Origin of the sequence: Aureimonas fodinaquatilis (assembly GCF_008369445.1) — a bacterium.
Taxonomy (GTDB): Bacteria; Pseudomonadota; Alphaproteobacteria; order Rhizobiales; family Rhizobiaceae; genus Aureimonas; species Aureimonas fodinaquatilis.
Genome location: NZ_VTWH01000003.1, coordinates 1 through 22,441, shown reverse-complemented (window position 1 = coordinate 22,441; position 22,441 = coordinate 1). Strand labels below are relative to the sequence as shown.

Below are 22,441 nucleotides of genomic sequence, written 5' to 3'. Positions count from 1 at the left end.
GTTTTCACCCCTCGCCGCGAGACAGCAGCTCAATTCTTCGACGACCCGCCGACCGAATGTGCGCGCGTGCTGCTTCTTCTGCATGCTCGGCATTGCGGCTCTGCACCGCGTCAAGAATATCGCGATGTTCGCTGTGCGCCTCCTGCGGGCGGCCTTCCATATCAAGCATGGTCGGCAGAAGCGCAATCGTGGACGCCATATTCTCAAGATTTTTGAGCAAATACCGGTTGTGCGCAGACATGCTGATCAGGTTATGGAAGCGCCGGTTAAGCCGGCTCAAGGAGCGCGGATCGGCGAACAGCAAAGGTTCCTGCTGGTTGATTTCAGCCAGGGTGGACAGCTCGGCATCCGACGCGTGCTGTGCAGCGAGTTTGGCCGCAGTGCCCTCCAGCGCCTCACGCATGGTGTAAAGTTCGACAATCATCTGGTGGTCGGGCTGGGTAACAATCAGACCACGTCGTGGAACATGGTTGAGCAGCCCTTCCGATTCCAGTCGGTAGATGGCTTCGCGCACGGGGGTGCGCGACATGCCGAACCTTTCGCACAGATCAAGCTCGGTCACGCGGGTTCCAGGCACTATAACGCCATCCTCAATGGCTTCCTTGAGCTGGCTGTAAGCCTCCAGGCCAAGATCGCGCGAGGTGCCCTCTCTTTTGGGCATGGGGCTGGCTTTTGCTCGGGACATCTTTCTCGCCTTCAAATTCATCCGGCATGCGAAAATACAGGCGCAGGCCGCTCGTATGCACATGTACACTATTGCACCTGGAGAGTTCAATGAAACTCGTTCTGCTGCCCGGCGACGGGATAGGTCCTGAAATTGCGGCCGCAACGCGCGGCGTTCTGGAGGCCGCTATCGCAAAGTTCGATCTGACAATCGACATTGATGAGGAGATTGTCGGACATGCCAGCCTTGCCCGGCACGGAGCCACTGTGACCGAGGCACTGCTGGACAAGGTGCGCGTTGCCGATGGGCTGATTCTGGGACCGGCCGCAACATTTGAGTTCAAGGACGAGTCGAAGGGCGAGATCAATCCTTCGATGTTTTTTCGCAAGCGGCTGGATTTGTTTGCCAATATTCGGCCTGCCCGTTCATACGAAGGCGTGCCCAATAAGGTCGGGCCGTTTGACATGGTTGTTGTTCGGGAAAACACCGAAGGCTTCTACACCGACCGGAACATGGAGGCCGGAAACGGCGAAATACTTGTCACGCCGGATGTGGCAATTGCTTTGCGGCGCATTACACGCCTTTGCTGCGAGCGTATTGCCCGCAGCGCGTTTGAGCTGGCACGCACGCGCAATCGCCATGTCACATTTGTTCACAAAGCCAATGTGCTCAAGGTTACAGATGGCCTGTTTCTCAGCATTTGCCGTGATGTGGCTTCAGAGTATCCCGATGTTGAAACGGATGATGTTCTGGTCGATGCGATGATGGCGCATGTGGTGCGGACACCCGCGCGCTTTGACGTGGTGGTGACGACCAACATGTACGGGGATATCCTGTCTGACCTGACAGCCGAACTTTCTGGTAGCCTTGGCATGGGCGGCTCGCTGAACACCGGAACGCACCATGCCATGGCTCAGGCATCTCATGGATCGGCGCCGGATATTGCCGGACGCGATATTGCCAATCCGATTTCACTGATCCTGTCGACAGCGCAACTGCTGCATTGGTTTGGCATGCGCAACCGCATCAACAATCTTTGTCACGCGGCCGGCGCGATTGAGGGCGCGGTCGAAGCCGCCTTGCGAACCCGGCAGGCGACACATGATGTGGGGGGAAATCTTGGAACGAAGGCCGCCGGTCAGGCTATAGCGGCATTGATCTAGCTGCTTCCCGCATGCCGCAATGCGCATTCGCACGCAGCATGGTGTGCGGCAAACAAAAAAGACGGCCACACGGGCCGTCTTTCACTTGCAACCTGAATAGCCGTTATTTGCCGGTCCAGACCGTACCAGCAACGTTGACCACCGGCACGCCAACGGCGTTGCCGTATTCGGTCCACGAACCATCATAGTTTTTCACGTCATAGCCAAGTATGCGCTTCAGCGCGAACCATGTGTGCGATGAACGCTCGCCGATCCGGCAATAGGTCACAATCGGCTTTGACCCATCAATTCCCTGCTCTGCGTAAATCGCGCGAATTTCATCAGCAGGTTTGAACGTTCCGTCTTCCTGAACAATTGCGCCCCATGGCACATTTGCTGCACCGGGAATATGGCCAGCGCGCAGCGACAATTCCTTGACTCCCTCCGGAGCGAAAACCTTGCCGCTATATTCGTCATTTGAGCGAATATCGACAAGGTTCGCGTCGCGCTTGCCTTCTGCGATTTCAAGCACCTCAGGCAGTCGGGCGCGCAATTCCTCATTACGCTCCGGCAGAGTGATGTCAGAGGCAGCAAAATCCGGAGTGGAAGTATCAAGCGGCAGGCCCTGTGCTTCCCAAAGCTTACGGCCACCATCCAGCAGCTTCACTTCAATGCCGTAAACATCAAACACCCAGGCGCCCCAGGCGGCAAACCAGTTGTTGTTGTCGCCATAGAGCACCACCGTCGTGTCATCCGACACGCCGGACGCCCGCAACCTGGCTTCAAAATCTTCTCTGGTGGCAATGTCGCGCTTGACCGGGTCCACAAGATCCGTGTGCCAATTCAGGTTGGCGGCGCCAGGAATGTGTCCGCGCTCGTAAACGCCAGTGTCGACACTGACTTCAAATACCCGCACCTGAGGATTTTCAAGATTGTCCTGCAGCCATTGTGCGGTGACAAGCGGCTCGCTTGCCTGCGCTGTCGTGGCCAGGGCCAACCCGCCTAGAAATGCCCCGACTTTCGTCCAATAATTCATCCACCCACTCCATTTTTAAAATTATAATTGTCCTGTTCCCAAAATTCACGAAATGAGCCGACAAAATAAGAAAGAAAATTTCATAATACGCCGCATTATTGGAACCTTTGCCCGGACAGACACGCTGGCCCTGCCGCTTCTTTTCCCGGTGTAAAACCGCGCCCACTTGACGCAGTCTGTCAGCGCAACATTTGCAAAGGTCATGTTGAAGGGGTTGAACATGTTCGTTGCGCGACACAATATCGTCACCTCCATAGCCGCAATTGCCTTGGCTGCCATTGCCGTTGCCCTTTTTGCGGGGGGCATCATGCTGATAGCGGCTGGCGGCTCGTGGTATTATGCAATAGCAGGCGCAGGCTTCGGGCTTACGGCCTGGCTGCTTTACAATCGTCGTCCCGCAGCCTTGCTTGCTTACGCTCTCATCGTTGTCGGCACATTGGTGTGGGCATTGTGGGAGGTCGGGTTTGACTGGTGGCCTCTTGCAGCCAGAGGCGGCTTGATTTTCGTTATTGGTGCAGTGCTGCTCACACCGCCAATCACCCGCAGGCTGGGCCTGCAAACCCTGCCGCAAGCGCTGGATGGCATACCCGGCCATTCCTATGCATTTCGCGGCATTGGGCTGGCGCTTTCCGCATCACTTGCTCTGGCCACCGCCGTTGCAGTCGTGTCGTGGTTTACGGACCTGCATCGCATTTCCGGCGAGGCTGTCTCGGCAGAAGCCCCTGCGCCGAATGAACTGAATGTTCCCGACGGTGAATGGCACTCCTATGGCCGCACGGCCTATGGCCAGCGCTATTCGCCAATGGCACAGATCACCCCGCAAAACGTATCGGATCTGGAGGTTGCGTGGCACTATCGCACGGGCGATGTGAGCGAACCGACCGACCCTGAAGAGACAACATTTCAGGTTACACCGCTCAAGATCGGCGACCGCCTGTTTCTCTGCACGCCGCACCAGTCTGTTATTGCGCTGAACGCAACAACTGGCGAGCAGATCTGGCGTTACGACCCGCAAATCCAGGGGGAACTGACCCTGCAGCACCTGACATGTCGCGGCCTTTCCTATCAACCACCCGCAGAAACAACCGCTGACAACGCTCCGGTTCAGCCTGCAACAGAACCGGCGCAGGCAGCGGTTGCTGTTCGGAGTGACCCCGGGCAGCCGATTGCCGCTGAGGGCCACGAATCCGGGCCATGCAATGCCAAATTGTTCATGCCCACTGCCGATGGAAGGCTGATTGCCATTAATCCTGATAATGGCGCGGTGTGCAGCGATTTTGGCGGCGGCGACGGCCAGATTGACCTTTGGAACAACATGCCAAACGTCAACCCCGGCTCTTACTACTCAACATCTCCGGTGGTGGTGACGCAGGATCTCATTATTGTTGGCGGCACGGTGCTGGACAACGTCTCCACCGCCGAAGCCTCCGGCGTTATCCGCGCCTTTGATATTCAGACCGGCGACTTGGTCTGGAACTGGGACAGTGGCAACCCCGATGAAACAACGCCGCTGCCTGCCGGCCAGACCTATATGGCAAACTCGCCCAACAGTTGGTCGATCTCCAGTGTCGATGAAGCTTTGGGGCTGGTTTACATTCCGATGGGCAACCAGCCGCCAGACCAGTGGGGCGGCAACCGAACGCAGGAAGCCGGCACGTATTCCTCTTCCGTAGTAGCCCTGGATCTGGCCACCGGTCAGGTGCGCTGGGTGTTCCAGACGGTGCATCATGACTTATGGGATTATGATGTGCCATCCCAACCGACATTGGTGGATTTGCAGATCAGGGGCGAAATGGTGCCTGCTCTTGTGCAGCCCACCAAGCAGGGGGAGATTTTTGTTCTGGACCGCCGGACAGGCGAACCCTTGTTGCCGGTGACTGAAGTCGCCGTACCGCAAGGCGCGGCAGAGGGTGACCAGACCGCGCCGACACAGCCTGTTTCGGCCTTGTCGTTCGATCCGCCTGCCCTGCGCGAGAAGGATATGTGGGGCGCGACAATGCTGGACCAGATGGCTTGCCGCATTGCCTTCCACAAATATCGTTATGAAGGCCGATTCACCCCGCCATCCGAAGAAGGATCATTGATTTATCCGGGCAATTTCGGTGTGTTCAACTGGGGTGGCGTTGCCGTTGACCCCGTGCGGCAGCTTGTTTTCACAACACCTTCATATCTTGCCTTCACCTCGCAACTGGTGCGCCGGGCAGACAACACAAACCTGGTCGTCAACGACGAGGCCCCTGACGGCGCGCTTCCGGCATTGAACGAAAATTTTGGCGCACCGTTTGCCGTGGAAATGGGCCCATTTGTTTCCGCACTGGGTCTGCCTTGCGAGGCACCACCATGGGGATATGTGGCCGCGGCGGATTTGCGCACGGGCAACATTATCTGGCAGCATAAAAACGGCACGGTGCGGGATGCTTCGCCAATTCCTCTGCCATTTGCCATGGGCGTGCCCAATCTGGGTGGCCCAATCATGACGGCCAGTGGTCTGGCATTCCTGTCCGGCACCATTGATTATTATATCCGCGCCTATGATGTTTCCACAGGTGAGGAATTGTGGAAGGACCGACTGCCAGCAGGCGGACAGTCCACACCGATGACCTATGAGGGCGCGGACGGCAGACAATATCTGCTGGTTGTCGCCGGTGGCCACGGATCGCTGGGAACCAGAAGAGGCGATTCCGTAATCGCTTATGCGTTGCCACAATAGGAAATGGCGGTGCTGTTGCACCGCCATCTGCCTTTCGTTGTCATAAACGTTCAGAAATTGAACTTGGCCGTCATGAAGAACGTGCGGCCCCGGCCTGTTTCAATGTCGCTTCCACCGGGCGGCGTGCTGAGTGCCGGGGTGTATGCTTCATCGAACAGATTGGTGATATTGCCGGAGAGCTCAATGCCATTGTCGAACTTGTAGTTTCCGAACAGGTCGACAAGTTCGTAGCCCGGCTCGTATGGCGAAACGCCTGAGGGGACATTCACTTCACCCACATAGCTGCGTGATACCGCGTAAGCGCGCGCGCCTACCGTCAGGCGCTCTTCAAAGAACCGCGCACCGATTGTTGCCGTGAACACATCGTCGGGCACATAGCTTTGCGCACCGAAACCGTTGGCCTGCGATGGCAGCTCGGAATCTGTGTGCGTATAAGCCAGACTGCCGAAGAAGCGACCAGTGTCATAAGCTGCCTGAATTTCCACGCCCTGCACAGTGGATGAGCCTGGCACGTTGGCAAAGTGCGTGCCGCCAACGAAGCTGGCAACAATGTAATCCTGAATCTGGTTGTTGAAGTAATTGGCCTTCAGGCGAAAGCTGTCTTCCGGAACAATCAGCGCATCAAATACAATGTTGGCACCCACTTCCCAGCCCTTGGAAATTTCCGGCTTCAGGAATGGATTCGGGAAGAACGACATACGTGCGGAGCTGCCCGGATGGGAGCCGCCGACAAAGGTTTCGCTGATGGTTGGCGGCCGGGATGTCTGAGCATAGGTGACATATGGCTGGAACCAGTCCACAGGGCGCAGCGCCAGAGTTACGCTTGGGTTGACCCGTCCACCGGAGCGATCAACCGAATATGGTCCGGCCGGCATTCCCAAAGGATTGCTGGCTGTGACAGCGCCATCGCCTTCCAGTGTGTAGCCGTCATAGCGCAGCCCCAGGATCAGGTCGGCAATGCCATAGCTCAATGTGGTGGAGGAAAAGATGCTGTAATTGCTGTTTTCACCACTGCCATTCACGCCGGCGCCCGGAACTGTAGCACTGTTGACCACATCATAATTGTCGGAGAAATATTCAACGCCGTAATTGGCGCGAACTGCAACGCCGCCCAGTTCAAACCGCGACGTGTTGGAAATGTCGAAACCCGTTCCGGTGTTTTCAATTTCGCGCCCGGCCGCCGCGCCACCCGTGGCAAATTGCGGGCTGTAGTCATAATCCATGTTCAGCTGCGTGCGGTAAGCATTGGCACGAAACTCAATCAGATCATTGTCTGTCGGATCCCAGGAATAGCCGAGATTGAAAATGCGCGATTTGATGGTCTGGTAATAGGAGTTCGCCAGAAAATCATCGTTCAACAGGTTGGCGCCGAATTTCAGGCTGTGTTCCGCATTGGGCGTGAATTCAAACTTCAGCAGACCGGCAATTTCATCCGATTCGGTGAATGGCACTGTCTGGCCATTGCCATTGTCGTAATTCCCCGGGTCACGCTTGCTGATACCACCCAGAAAACCGAATGTTTCGTTGAAACGATAGGCACCAACGGCAGATTCCGACCAGCCGGCCTTGTTGGTGCCGTAGGTTGCCGAAAGGAAGCCGCCGTAATTCTTGCCGTCCTTGATCAGGTCATCCACATCCCAGGTGCGGAAGTTGACGGAGCCAGCCAATGCATTGCCGCCGCCTACACCCGATACATAACCGCGATTGACATCCACACCGGCCAAAAATGCCGGATCAACATAGACAAGGCCCTGCGCCTCATGTCCGGTGAAGCGGAAGTTCTGCCGAACGCCATCAATCATCATGTTGACACGGCCGGAACCTTCCAGACCGCGAATATTGACCGCAACACCGGGATTTTGCACGTTGTCACGCGTGAAAACGCCCGGCGTGGCCCGCAGCACATCATCAATGTTCTTGCCACCAAACTGCTCAATTTCATCAGCGGTAATGACGCTGGTTGCGCCGGGGACCAGATACGGGTCCACACCCTGGGCTGATTGAACCGTTACGGTGGAGAGATAAACACTGTTTGCTGCCGGTGCCTGAGCGCCTTGCGAAGCACCCTCTGCAGCGGTGGTGGCGGTTTGGGCCAGAACTGCAGATGCTTGCGACAAGGTTAGAACAGCCGTGCAGGCAAGCAATATCGATTTTGATTGCCTATAGCTCATTTCAAGACGTCCCCCAGTTTGCGGGCGCAGGTCATCGACCGCGCCTGTGGAAGGCGACGTCAAGCACCTGGGTCCGAACTCTTACTGAATTTCCGGAAGGCATCGGCGATGCCTATGAAACAGGCACTACAAAATATGAGTCTTATTATCAAGAAATAAAACATGATTTCTTTTATCATGTTTTAGCGCACGCGATTTTGATGCAACACGGCAACAGTCGGTTTTCACAATTGCAGCATGGTGTAACTTGAGGAATTGAGCAGTGCAGCGCGATGACCGGGCGATCCTGACTCTGAAACATGTCCGCCCGGTCGAGGAATGCTTAGAAACTGCGGCCAAGCCGCAGCGAAAACCGTTCGGTCCGGTCGCTTCCCACAAGCCGGTTTTGATACTCGACCCCTCCGGACCAGTCTTCACCGAAATCCGCATTCAAGCCGGGAGCAACCATCAGTTCCCGTCGGTCAACAGCCACAACGCCGCCACCTGCCAGCTCAGCAGCCTCGCGGCCCCACTCTGCCCGTGCGCCTGGGCGCAGCGTTGCGTTATCCAGATGAATGGCATACTCGCCGCGCAAAGCCACAACAGCCAGGTTGCGGTCCTGCTGCTGGCCTTCAGCTTCCATCACCGCCCACTCCGCCATATCGCCAAAATCGGTGCGGGCCACCTCAATTCGTCCATATGGCGAAAGCACAAAATCACCCTGTCGGTGTTCATAGCCGACCGACAAGGATCCAAACCCTTGCAAGGCAAGTCTTGGCGCCGATGTCATGTCGTGCTCGCCCGGCAAATAAAGCGTATTGGAAAAATTGATATGCGATGCCCCCACAGCAACATCGACAAACGTCTGCCCGGTTGGCGCATAGCTTCCGTAAAATGCCGCGCCGTAGCTTTGGCCGCGCACTCGCATATCTTCTCCGGCTTCGCCAAACGCCCTGTCGAACTCCAATCCCAGACCAAGATTGAGATTGCGGGAAAGAACGACGTCCAGGCCTGTTCCAAGGCCGGCATTGGTTCGATCAAGATCCAGCATGCCATTGCCATGACGGGCAAAATCGACCGAACCTTGAGACCAGAGTGAAATTCCTTCGTCGGCAAACTTGCGTTGCGCTTTCAGCGCCTCTGCTTTCGGGCTGGCACTGTTAACGTCATCACCCGTCCCGGCAGGATGGCGCTCATCCATCTCGCGCCACTGGCGTTCCATATCGCTGATATCCGCCGCAGGAGCATGAGATTTCAATTTGAAATCAAACCCGCTGGAGCCGCCGGAATTGTCTCGGAGCCACTCCATTCGGTTTGTCAGCCGCTGAATGTGGCTGCGCCCCATATCGCGTGCCATGCGCCCTTGTCTCTCGCTCAGGACATGGTGCTGCCGCAGCGCAGAATCGGTGTGCTCACCGGCGCTGGCAGGCGAAAATGGCAATGCAAGGAGCAATGCACATCCGGACAGGGTGAGGAATTTGGGCGTCAGTGCTCTGTCATCCATCAGAGGGTTTGCGCGCACCATGCCGCGCGTCAGAACGCGCGGCAAATCACGAAATGGGATTTCAATTATCCACCACAAGCCGTTGCAAAAACTCAACAATTTCTGCGACATTCTGTCAGGCCGGGTGCCTGGTTTCAGGTGTCTGTCTAGCCGGAGGCCAGAACATTGCGGCTGTCGAACTGGTAAAGCCAGGTTTCAGTCAGTGGTTTGCCGTCCAATTCCAGATAAGCGCGCATTTCGGCGATTTCGTCAGGCATGATTTCAAGGTCTATGGTTGCGCGCCAGATATTTCCATTCGGCACCGGTTCGGCAAAAGTGCGGATAACCCGTCCGGCAGAGGTGCTGACGATCACCTCAGGGAATATTCCATAGGGTATCTGAGTCATGACCGAAGGTCGGTCGAAATCAATGACGAACTTGAACAGGTTATCGGGGCGCGGTTTGCCCGGTTCACCGCCTCGGCCCATACGTGTGCCAACGGTCTGGGCGATGTTTTCTGCAGGATATGGCTCATTGTCCAACCAGTGCAGACGATAGTGCAGCTTGTATTCCGCGCCCTTCAGTGCCGGATCTTCGGGAACCCAGAACAGGCCGATATTGTCGTGGATCTCATCATCGGTCGGAATTTCCAGCAGCTCGACATAACCTCTTCCCAGGGGAGCAAGAGGTTCGACCCACAGACTTGGCCTGCGGTCATACATCACCCCATCCTGATAGTGATCAAAGTTACGGTCGCGCTGCAACAACCCGAAGCCCCGCGGATTTTCGTCAGAAAAGGCCGAAATTGTTGCGTAGGGTGGATTGTTCAAAGGCCGCCACAAGCGCTCACCATTGGCCGTCCACATGGCAAAGCCATCTGAATCATGCACTTCAGGCCGCCAGTCGCGCATGCGCTCTCTGCCATATTCGCCGTACCAGAACATCGAAGTCAGCGGCATAAGCCCCAGCCGCTCAACATCCTCCCGAAGGAAGAGTTGTGACTCCACATCCATCACGACGCCTTTGGTACGTTCCAGTCCACGGCGAATGGAAAAACGAAATGCACCGGAAATGCTTGGACCGCTGAGCAGAGCGCATATGACGACCGGGTTTTCAGGATCTTCCGCCTCGTCGATGTAGAATTCGGTAAAGTCGGGAAACTCTTCAACCATATCGGGAACTGCGGCATTGATGACCGCGCCGCGTGCCGAAAGGCCATATTGGCCGGAAGCGCCGATAGCCCTGAAATAGGATGCTCCGAGAAATGCGACCCAATCCTGAGTGCGCCAATCGTCCGCGCCGTGCCATTCCTGCAAGCGGAACCCGGCAAACCCGGAATCGGCAGGCAGCCGATGTGCCGGACTGTCCTGCGGCATTTTGAAAAGCTCCGGCGAATATTCAATGCGGCGGGCCACACCGTTGACCACAACATGCATGGCCACGGCTTTGCCGAAGAACTGGCCCAAGTGGAAAAATGTTGCCGGATAGGCGCCGCCACTGCCGGAGAACGGAGCGAAATCGGTTTTGAATTTCAGCTTGCCATGTGCATCATAGTCGATTTCCTGCACGACTTCCGGCATTGGGCGGTAGGGAGCAACATAGGGCTTTGCGGCCGCTTCTCTGGCGCGTTCGACCAGGGCTTCATAGGTGAAGTCGAATGGCTCACCCAGATCCGCATTGGTCAATGCGCTTGCCTGATGGGGCGATATTGCTGAAAGAGCGGCCAAGGCTGCTGACGAATACAGAAATTGCCGTCTGTTCAAATATGTCATACGACCCCATCACCTCAGAAATTAAAATGACTCTGGCTGACGACAAATTGTCGCCCTTGCCGGGTCAGAAACCCGGTAAACAGGGCATCAAAATGGCCAACGGGTTCATCTAGAGCAATTTTAGCAAAAGTGTGTAGCGGTTTTGCGCAGGAAATTGCGACCATAGAGATGCCTAAGCAATTTCAGCAAAAGTGCGGAGCGGTTTTGCGCAGATTGGTCGGGCGACTAGCGTCCGGCCGCATATCCCTGCATGCCGCGTGCATTGGCTCCGGCTTTCAAAAATCGGGTGGAACCGTGAAGCTCTTGAGTGCAGGCGCTGAGGCGACCTTCAGACCACGGCCCACCGACATGAACATCATGCCCCATATTGCGCAACGCATTCAGCGTATCCGGACTGAACCGCCCTTCCATGACCAGCTTGTTGGGTGCAGCTTCCCTTGGCCAGAATGAGCTGGACCAATGCTCCGAATGGAAGGCCGGGGCGTCAATGGCCTCTTGCAGGTTCATGCCGTGGTGAAGGTGGTGAAGCAGGAACAACAGGGACCATTGATCCTGCTGATCACCGCCGGGAGTGCCCCATGCCAAGTAAGGTTGGCCATCCCGCAATGCCATGGATGGCGTGAGTGTTGTTCTGGGGCGTCTGTTGGGTGCAATCGAACTTGGCAAGCCCGGTTCCAACCAGAACATCTGACCACGGGTAGTGATATTGAAGCCCAGTCCAGGCACGACCGGGCTGGCTTGAAACCATCCGCCGCTGGGGGTTGCGGAAACCATATTGCCCCAACGGTCAATCACATCAATATGGCAAGTATCGCCCCGTAAAGTTCCATGACTGTCGGTGGTAGGGCTGCCATCGCCTGCGACGGTCGGCTCACCCACCCCGGCCACTTTGAGAGTGCTGGCTGAATCCTGCACAAGCCGGGTCCTGGGCAATCTCGGCTCTGCATTTGCAATGCGGCCGGGCCGCAACTCCAGAGAAGCGGTGTTACCGATCATGCCTCGTCTTTGAATGGCGTAGTCATCCGAAAGTGCTGCTTGTAGATCCAGGGGCTGCGCGGCGGAGTCACCATACCAAGCCTCGCGGTCAGCAAATGCCAGTTTGGCAGATTCCACCACGGTATGAACGAATTCTGCGCTGCCGTGCGCCATGTCTGCAATGGACGTTTTTGACAGAATGGACAATTGCTGCAACAGCACCGGGCCTTGCGACCACGCTCCACATTTGGCGATCGTGTGACCGTGATAATCCAGTGTGGCCGGGTCTTCGTAAGTGGCCGTCCAACTGGCCAGATCCTGACCGGACAATAGCCCGCTATTGTGGTGGCCACTGGAATCCATAACGCTTGCAGATTGATAGTAGCCGTCAATTGCCTCGGCGACAAAGCCCTGATACCAGGCCCGTCGAGCTGAATCGATCTGCGCCGCTCGATCACCGCGTACCGATTCCGCCTCGCCCACTATTCTACTGTAAGTCGCAGCTATGTCGGGGTTGCGAAACAAATCCCCCGCACGCGGCATGTTGCCCGGGCCGGGATAAATTGCTGCCGATGTTGCCCAATGAGTGGCAAACATTTCGGCAACAGAGTCCATTGCATCGACAATTTTGGAAACCAGTGGAAACCCGTTTTCAGCGTAGGAAATGGCGGGAGCGAGAACGTCGCGCACGGACATTGTGCCATAGTCGCGCAGCATCAGCATCCAGGCATCAAATGCGCCCGGCACACAGGCAGGCAGCAACCCCGTACCCGGCATGATGTCGAGGCCGAGAGCATCGAAATGCTGCTGCGTTGCGGCGGCAGGCGATGTCCCTTGACCGCAGATGACCCTGATTTTCCGCTCGTTCTGGCTGTAGATGAGAATGGGCACCTCACCACCGGGTCCATTGAGATGAGGTTCGACGATCTGCAGAACGAAACCACCCGCCGCCGCCGCATCAAATGCGTTGCCGCCGCGCTCCAGAATGCTCATGGCAACCGCAGTTGCTATCCAGTGAGTGGAGGCGGCAACCCCGAATGTTCCATGCAATTCGGGGCGAGTGGTGAAGATTTCTGCTCTGGTCACGCTGTCATCCTTGGCTCGTCAGGTTCAGGCAACTGGCTCGGTGATGTGAATTTCCAGAGGTGACAGTCCCTCGATCGTTCCCACGATGGTGTTTCCCGGAACAACCGGCCCTACGCCGTGTGGCGTGCCGGTGAGGATGATATCGCCAGCTTCCAGGGAGTAGTATTTCGATATGATCGATATGATTTTCGGTATGGGCCATACCATCAGGTTCAAGTCTGAATCCTGACGAATTTCGCCATCGACTTTCAGTTGAATCTTGCCGGACTTGATGTGACCAACCTGTTCAACAGGGTAAAGCGTGCCACACGGGCACGAATGATCAAAAGATTTGAGAAGTTCGGACGGCCGCTGATCCAGCCCTTCGCCGAAAACCTTGCGGCGGCTCATATCCAGTCCTATGCCATATCCGTAGATATGGGATAGCGCGTCTTCCTCACTGATATTGTATCCACCTGATTTCAAAGCAACAACCAGCTCCAGCTCATAATGGAAATCATCCGTCATGGTTGGGTATGGAATAGAGGCTCCATTGGGGACAAGACTGTCGTTGGGCTTCTGAAATATATATGGCGGACGGGTTTCAGCGGTGCCCCCCATCTCCTCCACATGCGCAACGAAGTTTCTTCCAATGCAGTAGATGCGGCGCACCGGAAATTTCTTCTCGGTACCGTTAACAGGCAGGGACCCCGGAACGGCTGGGGCAATGACGAATTTTTCCGATGACATGGATAGTGTCCTATATGGCCGACACGAAAATCATACATGATCGAATATTAATTGCAAAAAAATTTATTATGTTGACGACATTTTTGTATCGTGCATAGCATTGGGTCCTGGCGATGATCGCTCAACAACTATGGAGGGTTGGTGCATGATGAATCGGAGAATATTTGGCCTGATAACAGCCTGTGCAGTTTTCGCAGGTTATACAACCGCGTCAGCCCAAGATCTTAAAGAAATCATTATCGCTGCACCGGCAGGTGCGGGCGTCAGTTACTATCCGCTGTTTTCCGCCATGGGTGAAGGATACTTTGCCGATGAAGGGCTTGCCATTCGTGTTGAAGGTGTTTCCGGATCCGCTGCTGTGTTGCAGGTTCTGGCTGCAGGCCAGGCGCAAATGGGCAATGCGGGCCCAGGCGCAGTGCTGGCAGCACGTGAAAACGGCGTGGATGCACTTTACCTGTACAATTACTTCGCCAAAAGCCAGTTCAGCATCATGGTCAAGGAAGATGCCGACGTGTCAGTGCCCCTGGACCTCAAGGGAAAGCGCATCGGCGTGGGTACCGTTGACGGAGCCGAGGTTTCGTTTGTTCGCTCGGTGCTGACCGATGCGGGAATGACCGAAGGCGATGACTACGAGTTCATCGTTGTGGGCGATGGCGGCATGGCCGCTGTCGGCTTTGATCGCGGCGAAATAGACGCCTATGCTTCCGCCACACGTGATGCCGCCATTCTTGGCCTGCGGGGGATACCGCTGAAAGACATCACACCCGAAAAGTTCATGGCCTATTTTGGCAACGGCTTCATCACCACCAGAGATTTTATGGAAAACAACCCGGAGGTCATGGTTGGTTTTGGCCGGGCTTTGGTTCGCGGTGCTGAATTTGGCGCCGACCCTGCCAATCTGCCAAAAGTTCTTGAACATGCAAAAATTGGAAATCCGCAGGAAGGCGAGGATCCAGCATTTGCCACAAGCCTGTTTCACACGATCCAGGGCCGCATCACTCCCACAGATCTGTCGAACGGCTGGGGTTACCACCACCCTGAACAATGGAAGCTCTGGGAAGACGCGCTCATTGCATCAGGTGGTTTGAAAAACCGGCTGGACGACCTCGACAAAGCCTACACCAATGACTTTGTGGAGAAATGGAACGAGGCGCGGAATTAATGGCAGCGTCGAGCCCGGCTATTATCAATGGCGGTGAGGGATCACCGCCAGTATTCGTGCTGAAATCGGTCAGCAAATCTTATTCCGCGCGTTCAATCCAGGCGTTGCAGAATGTGGATCTGACATTGCCGCGTGGCAGTTTTTCTTCTGTTATCGGTGCAAGCGGATGCGGCAAATCCACTCTCTTGAAGATTATGGCCGGGTTAACGTCGCCTTCCAGCGGCAGCGTCAAACTGGTGGGCAAGCCGGTTCTGGGTCCAAGACGTGATATTGGCATGATGTTCCAGCAGGCTACGCTTTTTCCGTGGCTGACGACACTTGATAACATCCTGCTGCCCATCAAAATACGGGATGGAAAAAAGGCTTCGGACGCCAGAAAGCCAAGTGCTCTGGCCTTGCTGGATCTTGTTGGCCTGAAGGGTTTTGACGGAGTGTATCCGTCGGAACTGTCAGGTGGCATGGCCCAACGCGCCGCCATGTGCCGCATGCTGATTGCGGAGCCGGACGTTCTACTGCTGGATGAACCGTTCAGTGCATTGGACGAAATCAGCCGGGATTTCATGAATATGGAGTTGCAGCGCATTTGCCTTGAACGGCAGGCGACCACGTTTCTGGTCACTCACTCCATTCCCGAGGCGGTTATTCTTTCAGATGTGGTTTATGTCATGTCCGCCAGACCCGGGCGCTTTATTGAAGCGGTGGAAATAGACCTGCCCCGGCCGCGCACGCTGGAAATGATGAGTGAGCCAAAATTCGGGACTTACACCAATCACATCCGCAGTCTGTTGGATAAGGGGGCATTCATATGAGCGACCTGACGCTTCCCGCTGCACAGGAAGAAGACACTGTATGGGTGAAAAAGGCCAGCTGGATTGACCGTGTCCCAAGACCCATTGCAATGGCACTGTTGTTTGTCGCCTTCATCACCCTTTGGCAGTTGGCCACCAGCAATGGTCTGGTTTCGCCAATTGTGCTTCCGACACCATGGCGCACTGCGCAGGATATTGTCTTTGTTGGACAGAACCTTCTTTCCGGCACCTATATGCTCAGCGCATTTTTGATCACAGCCCAGGAAGTCGCGTGGGGTTTTGTCATAGCCGTGGTTCTGGGCGCAGTACTGGGCATTCTTGTCGGCGAAACGGCATTTGGCGAACGGGCAGTCATGCCATATATCGTCGCCATCGATACGATGCCTAAAATTGCTTTTGCTCCGCTTTTCGTTGCCTGGCTTGGTTTTGGAATTTCGTCAAAAGTGGCTCTGGCTGCATTTGTCTCAATTTTTCCTGTGATTGTCGGCACAGCCGCAGGTCTGCATGCAGCAGATAACAATGCCCGAATGCTGTTTCAGAGCATTGGTGCAAGCCGTCTACAGACACTCATCAGATTGAAAATTCCTGCAGGCCTGCCACATTTTTTCACCGGTGTGAAAATTGCATCGGTCAGTGTTGTTGCAGGCGCTATCGCCGCAGAATTTCTGGGTGGTGGCAAAGGCTTTGGTGAACTGATACGTGTCGCAGCATCGCAGCTTGACACGCCCAGAGTCTTTTCGCTCATTCTGTACTTGAGTCTGCTAGGCAGCCTGATGTACGGCCTGGTTATCTGGGCGCAAAGGCGACTGGTTTTCTGGCATAAGAGCACCGCGGCGGAGCAGGCCGAACGCTAGAACTTTTCTCGTTGAAACGGTTTCGTTTTGGACGGCAAGACAGTGCGACTGGACAAAAATCCGGAGCGTTTCATGTGGTTGAGAGACCGTGAGACGCGCCGGAGCAATGCAGGAAATTGGAGTTTTTCATGTCGGCAGCGGCTGAGAAAGAGACGAGTTCAACACTCATCTATCGGAGCCTGCGTGCGGATATACTTCGTGGCATCATCGCGCCCGGTGAAAAGCTGGTTATTGACGCTCTGGCGCGACAATATCGAACAAGCAATATTCCGATCCGGGAAGCCTTGACCAGGCTCGGATCTGAAAGGCTTGTCGAACGGTTTGACCAGCGGGGATTTTCCGTTGCAGCGATCAGCCTGGAAAGCTGGCGACAGATTGTGAACACCCGCTGCTGGCTGGAAACAAAAGCGCTTGAATTGTCGATGACGAGCCGCACTCAGGAGTGGGAGGAACGCATTGTTGTTGCGTTTCATCGCTTGTCGCGAAAAATCTGGGTAGGGCTTGATACCAATGTCGAGCTTCGGATGGAATGGGAAGTGCTTCATCGGGAATTTCACCAGGCGCTGATTGCCAACAACGGCTCGCCCTGGCTGACCGAGTTTTGCGATACGCTGATGGCCCATGCTGAGCGGTATCTGGCTATTTCCGCCTCTTCCGAAAAGCCTTTTGCAAACAATATAGAAGATCACCGCGTGCTGATGGATTCAGCATTGGATGGAGACATCAAGACCGCGACAACGGCCTTGGTTGAGCATTATGAGCGCACTTTTCAGAAAGTTGCTGCCGAAATGGATTCGGAAAAAATCGCAGCCGCCCTATAAATATATGTCATGGCATTTGCCATATGGCGGCACCGTGGAAACCGGCTTGTCAGACTTTACGAACTATTCGGCCCATTTTACGCCATATGATTATGCTTAAAGATTTTTTAACTGAGCAAATGCAGCGCGGCTTGTAGCATGAACAGACTTGAAATCATTGACGGCCTTCGCGGGTATTTTCTGGTGTTCATGATGATCAACCACCTCAATTTCACAGGTGGTTTCCAGTTGGTGAAGCTAAACCACAATCAGCTGGCTTTTGTTGAAGATGCGCAAGGCTTTATCTTCCTGTCCGGTCTGCTTGTCGGGCTCGTTTACGCACGCAAAATGCAGCGTGGCGGCTTTGCTGCTGGCGCGAAAGCCATCTGGCGGCGTGCACGGCAGCTCTATGTCTATGTTCTCCTGGCATTGGCGGCGCTTCTGGTTGCAACTGCCGTACTGCCGGGTGCAGCAGAGCTTTGGCGGCCCTGGATCGGGGATTTGTCGCTGACCAATCCGGTCAGGGTGGTTTCCGCACTGCTGATGGTGTTCCAACCAACCTATATGGACATTCTGCCGCAGTACATTTTCTACATGCTGTTTGCCCCATTTGCGCTTTGGCTGTGCCTGAACGGGCGCTGGGGCGTGGTGGCTGTTGTGTCACTTCTGCTGTGGATGGTTGCACAGCTCGGTCTTCAGAAACCATTCACTGAACCGCTCAACAGCGCGTTGGCGGGAGATGGACCCATCGGCATCCGGGCGCATTTCAACCTGCTGGCCTGGCAGATTGTGTTTTTCTCCGGTGTGGTGCTGGGCGCACTGACTTCGCAAAACGCCATTAACTGGGGCAAGGTGTTTTCACCTCGGCACAGCATTATTCCGTTGGCCGCGCTGGCAATATGCCTGTTCTTTCTGCCGCTGAGAGTGGCTACGGGCTATGGGTTGATGCCGGACGATATGTTGCAGCGGTTCATGCCGTTCGAGGTGCGCGCCAGTTTCGGTCTCGTCTATCTGTTGAATTTCGTTGCCGCGGCCTCCGGGGTCGCATGGCTTCTGATTGCCGGGCCAAAACATCACTATGCCTATGTTCGCACTTTGGCCAATGGTCTGATCTGGCTGTTGAAGTGGCCGTTCCTGCGGCTGCTGGGCCGGCACTCCCTGCAGGTTTATGCATGGCATATCGTCATCGTTTATGCGGTTATCTACATCGACCTGACGACACCCGAGTTTTCCGAGCTGACAAAAAGCGCGATGGCCATACTGGGCATTTCCCTCATGGCAATCCCGGCACTCTGGCGAGAGCGCGGTCATTCAGATCAACCACCCGGCCACCTGAGCTCTCGCTAGGGCATCTTCTGGTGAACCGTTCTTGAAATCGCCTGAACATTTCAACTAAAAAGCCCGGCGGTGAGCCGGGCTTTTTTCAAACTTCCATGCTGCAAAGCTCAGGCGCCTGTGGCCTTCAGATGCGAGCGAAGGAACCAGGCAAACTTGTCATGCGCGGCAATGCGACCGGTTGCCAGATCGTTGGTTGCCCAGTCGCCATGCTGATCAGCGACTTCCGCCAGAGCAGACAGCGTGGATGACAGAGTTTCCTGATCTGCAAGCAGAGCCTCTACCATGCTGCGGGCATCTGTCTTGCCATCATGCTCTTCAATGGCGCTGCGCTCTAGATATACGGAGTAGCGGCCTTCAGCATGAGCATCAAACGCCTTGATGCGCTCTGCCAGTAGATCCTGCGCTTCGAAATGGTCTTCATACATTTTCTGAAACAGCTCATGCAGCGGGCCGAAAGACCAGCCCGTTACGTTCCAGTGAAAATTCTGTGCCTTGAGAGTTTCGATCGCCGTTTCGGCCAGCGCCTGCGTCAGGCCATTGACGATGTCTTCCTTGGCGTTTGGTTCGATTTTCGCGGCGATCAGACCCATTTTATAAACTCCAATGGTGTGGGGCTGCACATTCAGGCCAGCCACTCTTTAGATTGCCTCCAATCTAGAGCAGCCTGGCAGAACCTTCAAGTCCTTTTTAGAATATTTCTAAAACAGTAGACGCGTCTCTGACGTCGCCGCGGATTTGCCCGGCTTTCCGCCCACCTCCTGCCGCTCGATAACAACCGAAACAAGATCCACCAGTCGGCGCATCCTTGCTTCAAGGGCGCCGTAAACTGCGGGGTCAGCCTCGTCCCCGTATCGCACCAGCCTGACCGCTTCATGCAGCTCTGCGAGAGTGACGCGAGTGCGCACAGCTTCATGCAGAACAACCGCACTGATTGGCCCCAACACTGCCAAAACATCCACCGGAGAAACGAACCCCATACCAGCCTCCTGTCCTCTTAAATATGATAATTGAACTCATATTTAAGTCAAGTCACTGATTTTGCATGTTGTTTTAAACCATTCCAAATACCGGGTAGTGGCGGATTGGTAACATAAATGTTTATTTGCAATTTAACATATTGAAACTGTCCTTTATATATTGAACGTATAGGTCTTCGATCGGATGCCAATCAGCAGGATTAGGAGTGCTTCGGAATTCCGACGCACTTGTCAGGAGTAAAACCGTTGCCAAACCTCTCAGCCAAGCCAGCCCTCAACATCCAGCATCATCAAAAGCTGCCTCGCAAAGCGCCAACCATGCGCGTTCTGTATGCGTGCCTGATGACGGGAACGGCATTGATTGCAGTGCCCGCGGCCTTGATGGTGGCGGCCTATGCAGATGGTGGCGCCGGCGGCAGTATGACATCGCCAGAGCCAGCAGGAGGCACTGATTCCACCAACACCGCCGGCAACGCTGGGGCAAGCGGCCTCCTTCTAGGTGGCGGAGGCGGTGGCGGCGCGGGCAATATTGGTGGCGCGGGTGGCATGGGCAACAGTATGGGTGGCCTTGGCGGAGCCAGTGCGGGAGCAGACGGCGCGGATGGGTTTTCCACCACCGCCTCCGGTGGCGGCGGTGGTGGCGGCGCACACGGGTATATTGGTGACGTGGCACCTCCCGGAGCTATGACAGGTGGTAATGGCGGCGCGGGCGGTGCGGGTATGGGAGGAGCAACCCACGGCGGTGGTGGCGGTGCTGGCGGCTGGGGCGCTGTTATCAACCTCATAGCACCGTCTACAGAATCCTTCGTCAACAACATCACTGGTGGGGATGGCGGCAGTGGTGGCGCCGCAGGTGATGTGTCCGGCCAGGATGGCTCTGGCGGCAGCGGCGGTGTCGGACTCTATTTTCTGGATCAGATAGACAGCCGCATGATCATCGTAGGTGCCAACATATCGGGTGGCGCCGGCGGTAACGCTCCGTCAGTTGGTTCTTCCGGCTCGAAAACCGGCGGCTACGGCGGCAACGCCATCATGGGCAGTGACATGCAGATGATGATTGCGAATGGCGCGGTTGTGCAGGGTGGCAACAGCGGCTACGCGATGCATGGCTCCATGATTGTCTACGCCACCAAAGGCACCGGCATTGTCGGTGGAGATCTGGTTCTGAATATTTCCGGCACCGTCGCTTCCGGTCAGGGCAGTTATAATGATTATGGCACTGCCATTCATCTGACCGGCGGAACGAACAGCATTTTTCTCAGCAGCACCTCCGTCATTACCGGCGATATTCTGCTGGAAGAGGCCAACACCTCTATCACGCTGGAAAGTGGATACACGTTTTCAAACGGCAGAGTTATCGTCAGCGGCGTCAACACCGCATCACTGACACTTGGCGGCAGTTTTGACGGATCATTTGATCTGACATCATTGAACCAGTCAGACGTTGACGGTGCTTTTGACGGCATTTCGCAGGTCAACGTGAATGCTGACTCTGATTTGACTGAGTGGACCTTGACGGGAAGTCCGTCATATTCGGTTTCACAGTGGACCGTGTCCAAAGGTAAGGCCATTCTGAATGAAAACAGTTTTGGTGGTGATGTTTCTGTAGAAAACAGCAGCACATTGGAGGTTTCCAGTGCAGCCATAATGACCACGACGCTTCAGAATGATCTGGACGTTTCCAGTGGTGCAACATTGAATGTGACGCAGCGAAGCGGTGGAACCGCACTGACTGTCTATGGCTCCGTCAATCTGGCTGGCACCGTGAATCTGGCACTGTCAGCTCCGGTCATTGGTCCCGTTATTTCCGTCGGCTATGATTTATCTGCTAACGGCACTCTCAACATCACGGATATACGATCAGCGGCGATACGCTGAAACTGGATCACGGCGATGCGCATGTGATCATTCAGGTGGGCGACAACAGCAGCGACAGTGCAGACTACATAGCCACGATCAACGCACCATTGGTGGGAAGCAACGGCTTTTCAAAAACCGATTTCGGCACTCTTGTACTGAATGGCATCAACAGCGGCCTGACAGGCACAACCTGGCTGAACGGCGGCACTCTGGTTGTTAATGGAACGCTTGGCACCTCGGTTGTGGCCTCAGAGAACACGCTGCTTCAAGGCAATGGAACGGTTAACGAACTGGTCCTGGAATCGGGCTCAACCATTGCTCCGGGCAATTCGCCGGGCACATTCACCGTTTCCGGCAACATGACGATGAATGCCGGGTCAACCTACCAGTTTGAAGCCGCTGCTGGCAAAGGCCATTCCGACAAGATCGTCGTGGGCGGCACGGCGAATCTGGGTGGCGCAACCCTGAAAGTTTCGGCACTGGACAGCACGATCAGCTATGTGAATGGCCAGCGTTACAAGGTGGTCGAAGCAGGTCAGATTGAAGGCACTCTGAGTTCCGACCTGACCATAGACAGCGCATTTCTTGGCTCGACAGTCGAATATTCAGCCACTGATGCCACGCTGGTTCTGGCGGTGAAAACCGACCCGCAGGATCCGACAGACCCGCACCCGGTTTTCCCGAAGGTTGCAGGAACGGAAAATGAGCGTCGCACAGCCAGTGCGCTGGACCAGCTTGACCAGACACCGGGTTCGGCCAGCCTTGCCTTACACAATGCGGTGCTGATGCTGAATGCCGATCAGGCGGTGCATGCCTTCAACCAGCTTTCGGGTGAGGGACAGGCTTCGGTTCGCACCGCCTTGCTGGAAGGCGGCAGCCAGGTGCGTGCACAGC

Annotated in this window: 18 protein-coding genes; 9 read left to right on the top strand and 9 right to left on the bottom strand. The window is 55.5% G+C overall.

What is annotated here, in order from left to right; translation table 11 throughout:
- Positions 1 to 4 precede the first annotated feature (4 nt).
- Complete coding sequence (locus tag FPY71_RS12335; RefSeq protein ID WP_149300622.1) at positions 5 to 685, bottom strand: GntR family transcriptional regulator; 681 nt, start codon at positions 683 to 685, stop codon at positions 5 to 7.
- Between the two features lie 89 nt (positions 686 to 774).
- Between FPY71_RS12335 and FPY71_RS12330 the strand changes: the two genes are divergently transcribed.
- The gene (locus FPY71_RS12330) at positions 775 to 1,827 is read left to right on the top strand and encodes an isocitrate/isopropylmalate dehydrogenase family protein (protein ID WP_149300621.1); all 1,053 of its coding nucleotides are present in this window, start codon (positions 775 to 777) and stop codon (positions 1,825 to 1,827) included.
- Between the two features lie 103 nt (positions 1,828 to 1,930).
- Here FPY71_RS12330 and FPY71_RS12325 read toward each other — a convergent pair whose 3' ends face one another.
- Positions 1,931 to 2,842, bottom strand: coding sequence for a sulfurtransferase (locus FPY71_RS12325; protein WP_149300620.1), 912 nt, complete (start codon positions 2,840 to 2,842; stop codon positions 1,931 to 1,933).
- 220 nt (positions 2,843 to 3,062) lie between these two features.
- Here FPY71_RS12325 and FPY71_RS12320 point away from each other — a divergent pair, with 220 nt between their 5' ends.
- The gene (locus tag FPY71_RS12320; RefSeq protein WP_149300619.1) at positions 3,063 to 5,552 is read left to right on the top strand and encodes a glucose/quinate/shikimate family membrane-bound PQQ-dependent dehydrogenase; all 2,490 of its coding nucleotides are present in this window, start codon (positions 3,063 to 3,065) and stop codon (positions 5,550 to 5,552) included.
- A 50-nt stretch (positions 5,553 to 5,602) separates the two neighbouring features.
- Here FPY71_RS12320 and FPY71_RS12315 read toward each other — a convergent pair whose 3' ends face one another.
- The 5 genes from FPY71_RS12315 to FPY71_RS12295 all read right to left on the bottom strand — a co-directional run bounded on the left by FPY71_RS12315 (position 5,603) and on the right by FPY71_RS12295 (position 13,747).
- Complete coding sequence (locus FPY71_RS12315; RefSeq protein WP_149300618.1) at positions 5,603 to 7,723, bottom strand: TonB-dependent receptor domain-containing protein; 2,121 nt, start codon at positions 7,721 to 7,723, stop codon at positions 5,603 to 5,605.
- Between the two features lie 322 nt (positions 7,724 to 8,045).
- Positions 8,046 to 9,206: an autotransporter outer membrane beta-barrel domain-containing protein gene (locus FPY71_RS12310; protein WP_188052332.1), complete on the bottom strand. Its 1,161-nt coding sequence runs from the start codon at positions 9,204 to 9,206 to the stop codon at positions 8,046 to 8,048.
- Positions 9,207 to 9,352: 146 nt separating this feature from the next.
- Positions 9,353 to 10,957, bottom strand: a complete 1,605-nt coding sequence (locus tag FPY71_RS12305; protein ID WP_149300616.1) for an OpgD/OpgG family glucan biosynthesis protein — start codon at positions 10,955 to 10,957, stop codon at positions 9,353 to 9,355.
- 225 nt (positions 10,958 to 11,182) lie between these two features.
- Positions 11,183 to 13,018 carry a gamma-glutamyltransferase family protein gene (locus FPY71_RS12300; protein ID WP_246160512.1) on the bottom strand — a complete coding sequence of 612 codons (1,836 nt, stop codon included), beginning with the start codon at positions 13,016 to 13,018 and terminating at the stop codon, positions 11,183 to 11,185.
- Between the two features lie 24 nt (positions 13,019 to 13,042).
- Complete coding sequence (locus FPY71_RS12295) at positions 13,043 to 13,747, bottom strand: fumarylacetoacetate hydrolase family protein (protein ID WP_149300615.1); 705 nt, start codon at positions 13,745 to 13,747, stop codon at positions 13,043 to 13,045.
- A gap of 145 nt (positions 13,748 to 13,892) precedes the next feature.
- Between FPY71_RS12295 and FPY71_RS12290 the strand changes: the two genes are divergently transcribed.
- The 5 genes from FPY71_RS12290 to FPY71_RS12270 all read left to right on the top strand — a co-directional run bounded on the left by FPY71_RS12290 (position 13,893) and on the right by FPY71_RS12270 (position 18,719).
- On the top strand, positions 13,893 to 14,909 hold the full coding sequence (locus tag FPY71_RS12290) for an ABC transporter substrate-binding protein (protein WP_210246289.1): 1,017 nt from the start codon (positions 13,893 to 13,895) through the stop codon (positions 14,907 to 14,909).
- Positions 14,909 to 15,718: an ABC transporter ATP-binding protein gene (locus FPY71_RS12285; protein WP_149300613.1), complete on the top strand. Its 810-nt coding sequence runs from the start codon at positions 14,909 to 14,911 to the stop codon at positions 15,716 to 15,718. The genes FPY71_RS12290 and FPY71_RS12285 overlap by 1 nt, the downstream gene beginning before the upstream one ends.
- Entirely contained in the window at positions 15,715 to 16,572 is an 858-nt protein-coding gene (locus FPY71_RS12280) for an ABC transporter permease (RefSeq protein ID WP_149300612.1), read from the top strand. Before FPY71_RS12285 ends, FPY71_RS12280 begins: the two co-directional genes overlap by 4 nt.
- Before the next feature lie 128 nt (positions 16,573 to 16,700).
- Positions 16,701 to 17,393 (top strand): GntR family transcriptional regulator, encoded by a 693-nt coding sequence (locus FPY71_RS12275; protein WP_149300611.1) that lies wholly within the window; start codon positions 16,701 to 16,703, stop codon positions 17,391 to 17,393.
- Positions 17,394 to 17,531: 138 nt separating this feature from the next.
- Complete coding sequence (locus FPY71_RS12270) at positions 17,532 to 18,719, top strand: OpgC family protein (RefSeq protein ID WP_149300610.1); 1,188 nt, start codon at positions 17,532 to 17,534, stop codon at positions 18,717 to 18,719.
- 98 nt (positions 18,720 to 18,817) lie between these two features.
- Here the strand turns inward: FPY71_RS12270 and FPY71_RS12265 are convergent, their stop codons facing one another.
- Together FPY71_RS12265 and FPY71_RS12260 are read right to left on the bottom strand one after the other, a co-directional pair.
- Positions 18,818 to 19,300 (bottom strand): Dps family protein, encoded by a 483-nt coding sequence (locus FPY71_RS12265; RefSeq protein WP_149300609.1) that lies wholly within the window; start codon positions 19,298 to 19,300, stop codon positions 18,818 to 18,820.
- A 108-nt stretch (positions 19,301 to 19,408) separates the two neighbouring features.
- Positions 19,409 to 19,687 carry a hypothetical protein gene (locus FPY71_RS12260; RefSeq protein ID WP_149300608.1) on the bottom strand — a complete coding sequence of 93 codons (279 nt, stop codon included), beginning with the start codon at positions 19,685 to 19,687 and terminating at the stop codon, positions 19,409 to 19,411.
- 246 nt (positions 19,688 to 19,933) lie between these two features.
- On the opposite strand from FPY71_RS12260, the gene FPY71_RS12255 reads away from it, so the two are divergent.
- Together FPY71_RS12255 and FPY71_RS12250 are read left to right on the top strand one after the other, a co-directional pair.
- A complete protein-coding gene (locus tag FPY71_RS12255) occupies positions 19,934 to 21,565 on the top strand; it encodes an autotransporter outer membrane beta-barrel domain-containing protein (protein ID WP_149300607.1) in 1,632 nt (543 codons plus the stop codon).
- 23 nt (positions 21,566 to 21,588) lie between these two features.
- A partial coding sequence (locus tag FPY71_RS12250) for an autotransporter outer membrane beta-barrel domain-containing protein (protein ID WP_149300606.1) occupies positions 21,589 to 22,441 on the top strand: 853 nt, incomplete at its 3' end.

Excerpts from the sequence above, each read along its gene's own strand:
- FPY71_RS12295 (WP_149300615.1), bottom strand. The coding sequence starts at position 13,747 with ATGTCATCGGAAAAATTCGTCATTGCCCCAGCCGTTCCGGGGTCCCTG.
- FPY71_RS12285 (WP_149300613.1), top strand. The coding sequence starts at position 14,909 with ATGGCAGCGTCGAGCCCGGCTATTATCAATGGCGGTGAGGGATCACCG.
- FPY71_RS12315 (WP_149300618.1), bottom strand. The coding sequence starts at position 7,723 with ATGAGCTATAGGCAATCAAAATCGATATTGCTTGCCTGCACGGCTGTT.
- FPY71_RS12335 (WP_149300622.1), bottom strand. The coding sequence starts at position 685 with ATGTCCCGAGCAAAAGCCAGCCCCATGCCCAAAAGAGAGGGCACCTCG.
- FPY71_RS12290 (WP_210246289.1), top strand. The coding sequence starts at position 13,893 with ATGATGAATCGGAGAATATTTGGCCTGATAACAGCCTGTGCAGTTTTC.
- FPY71_RS12260 (WP_149300608.1), bottom strand. The coding sequence starts at position 19,687 with ATGGGGTTCGTTTCTCCGGTGGATGTTTTGGCAGTGTTGGGGCCAATC.
- FPY71_RS12310 (WP_188052332.1), bottom strand. The coding sequence starts at position 9,206 with ATGGATGACAGAGCACTGACGCCCAAATTCCTCACCCTGTCCGGATGT.
- FPY71_RS12325 (WP_149300620.1), bottom strand. The coding sequence starts at position 2,842 with ATGAATTATTGGACGAAAGTCGGGGCATTTCTAGGCGGGTTGGCCCTG.
- FPY71_RS12270 (WP_149300610.1), top strand. The coding sequence starts at position 17,532 with ATGAACAGACTTGAAATCATTGACGGCCTTCGCGGGTATTTTCTGGTG.
- FPY71_RS12265 (WP_149300609.1), bottom strand. The coding sequence starts at position 19,300 with ATGGGTCTGATCGCCGCGAAAATCGAACCAAACGCCAAGGAAGACATC.
- FPY71_RS12320 (WP_149300619.1), top strand. The coding sequence starts at position 3,063 with ATGTTCGTTGCGCGACACAATATCGTCACCTCCATAGCCGCAATTGCC.
- FPY71_RS12280 (WP_149300612.1), top strand. The coding sequence starts at position 15,715 with ATGAGCGACCTGACGCTTCCCGCTGCACAGGAAGAAGACACTGTATGG.
- FPY71_RS12330 (WP_149300621.1), top strand. The coding sequence starts at position 775 with ATGAAACTCGTTCTGCTGCCCGGCGACGGGATAGGTCCTGAAATTGCG.
- FPY71_RS12275 (WP_149300611.1), top strand. The coding sequence starts at position 16,701 with ATGTCGGCAGCGGCTGAGAAAGAGACGAGTTCAACACTCATCTATCGG.
- FPY71_RS12305 (WP_149300616.1), bottom strand. The coding sequence starts at position 10,957 with ATGACATATTTGAACAGACGGCAATTTCTGTATTCGTCAGCAGCCTTG.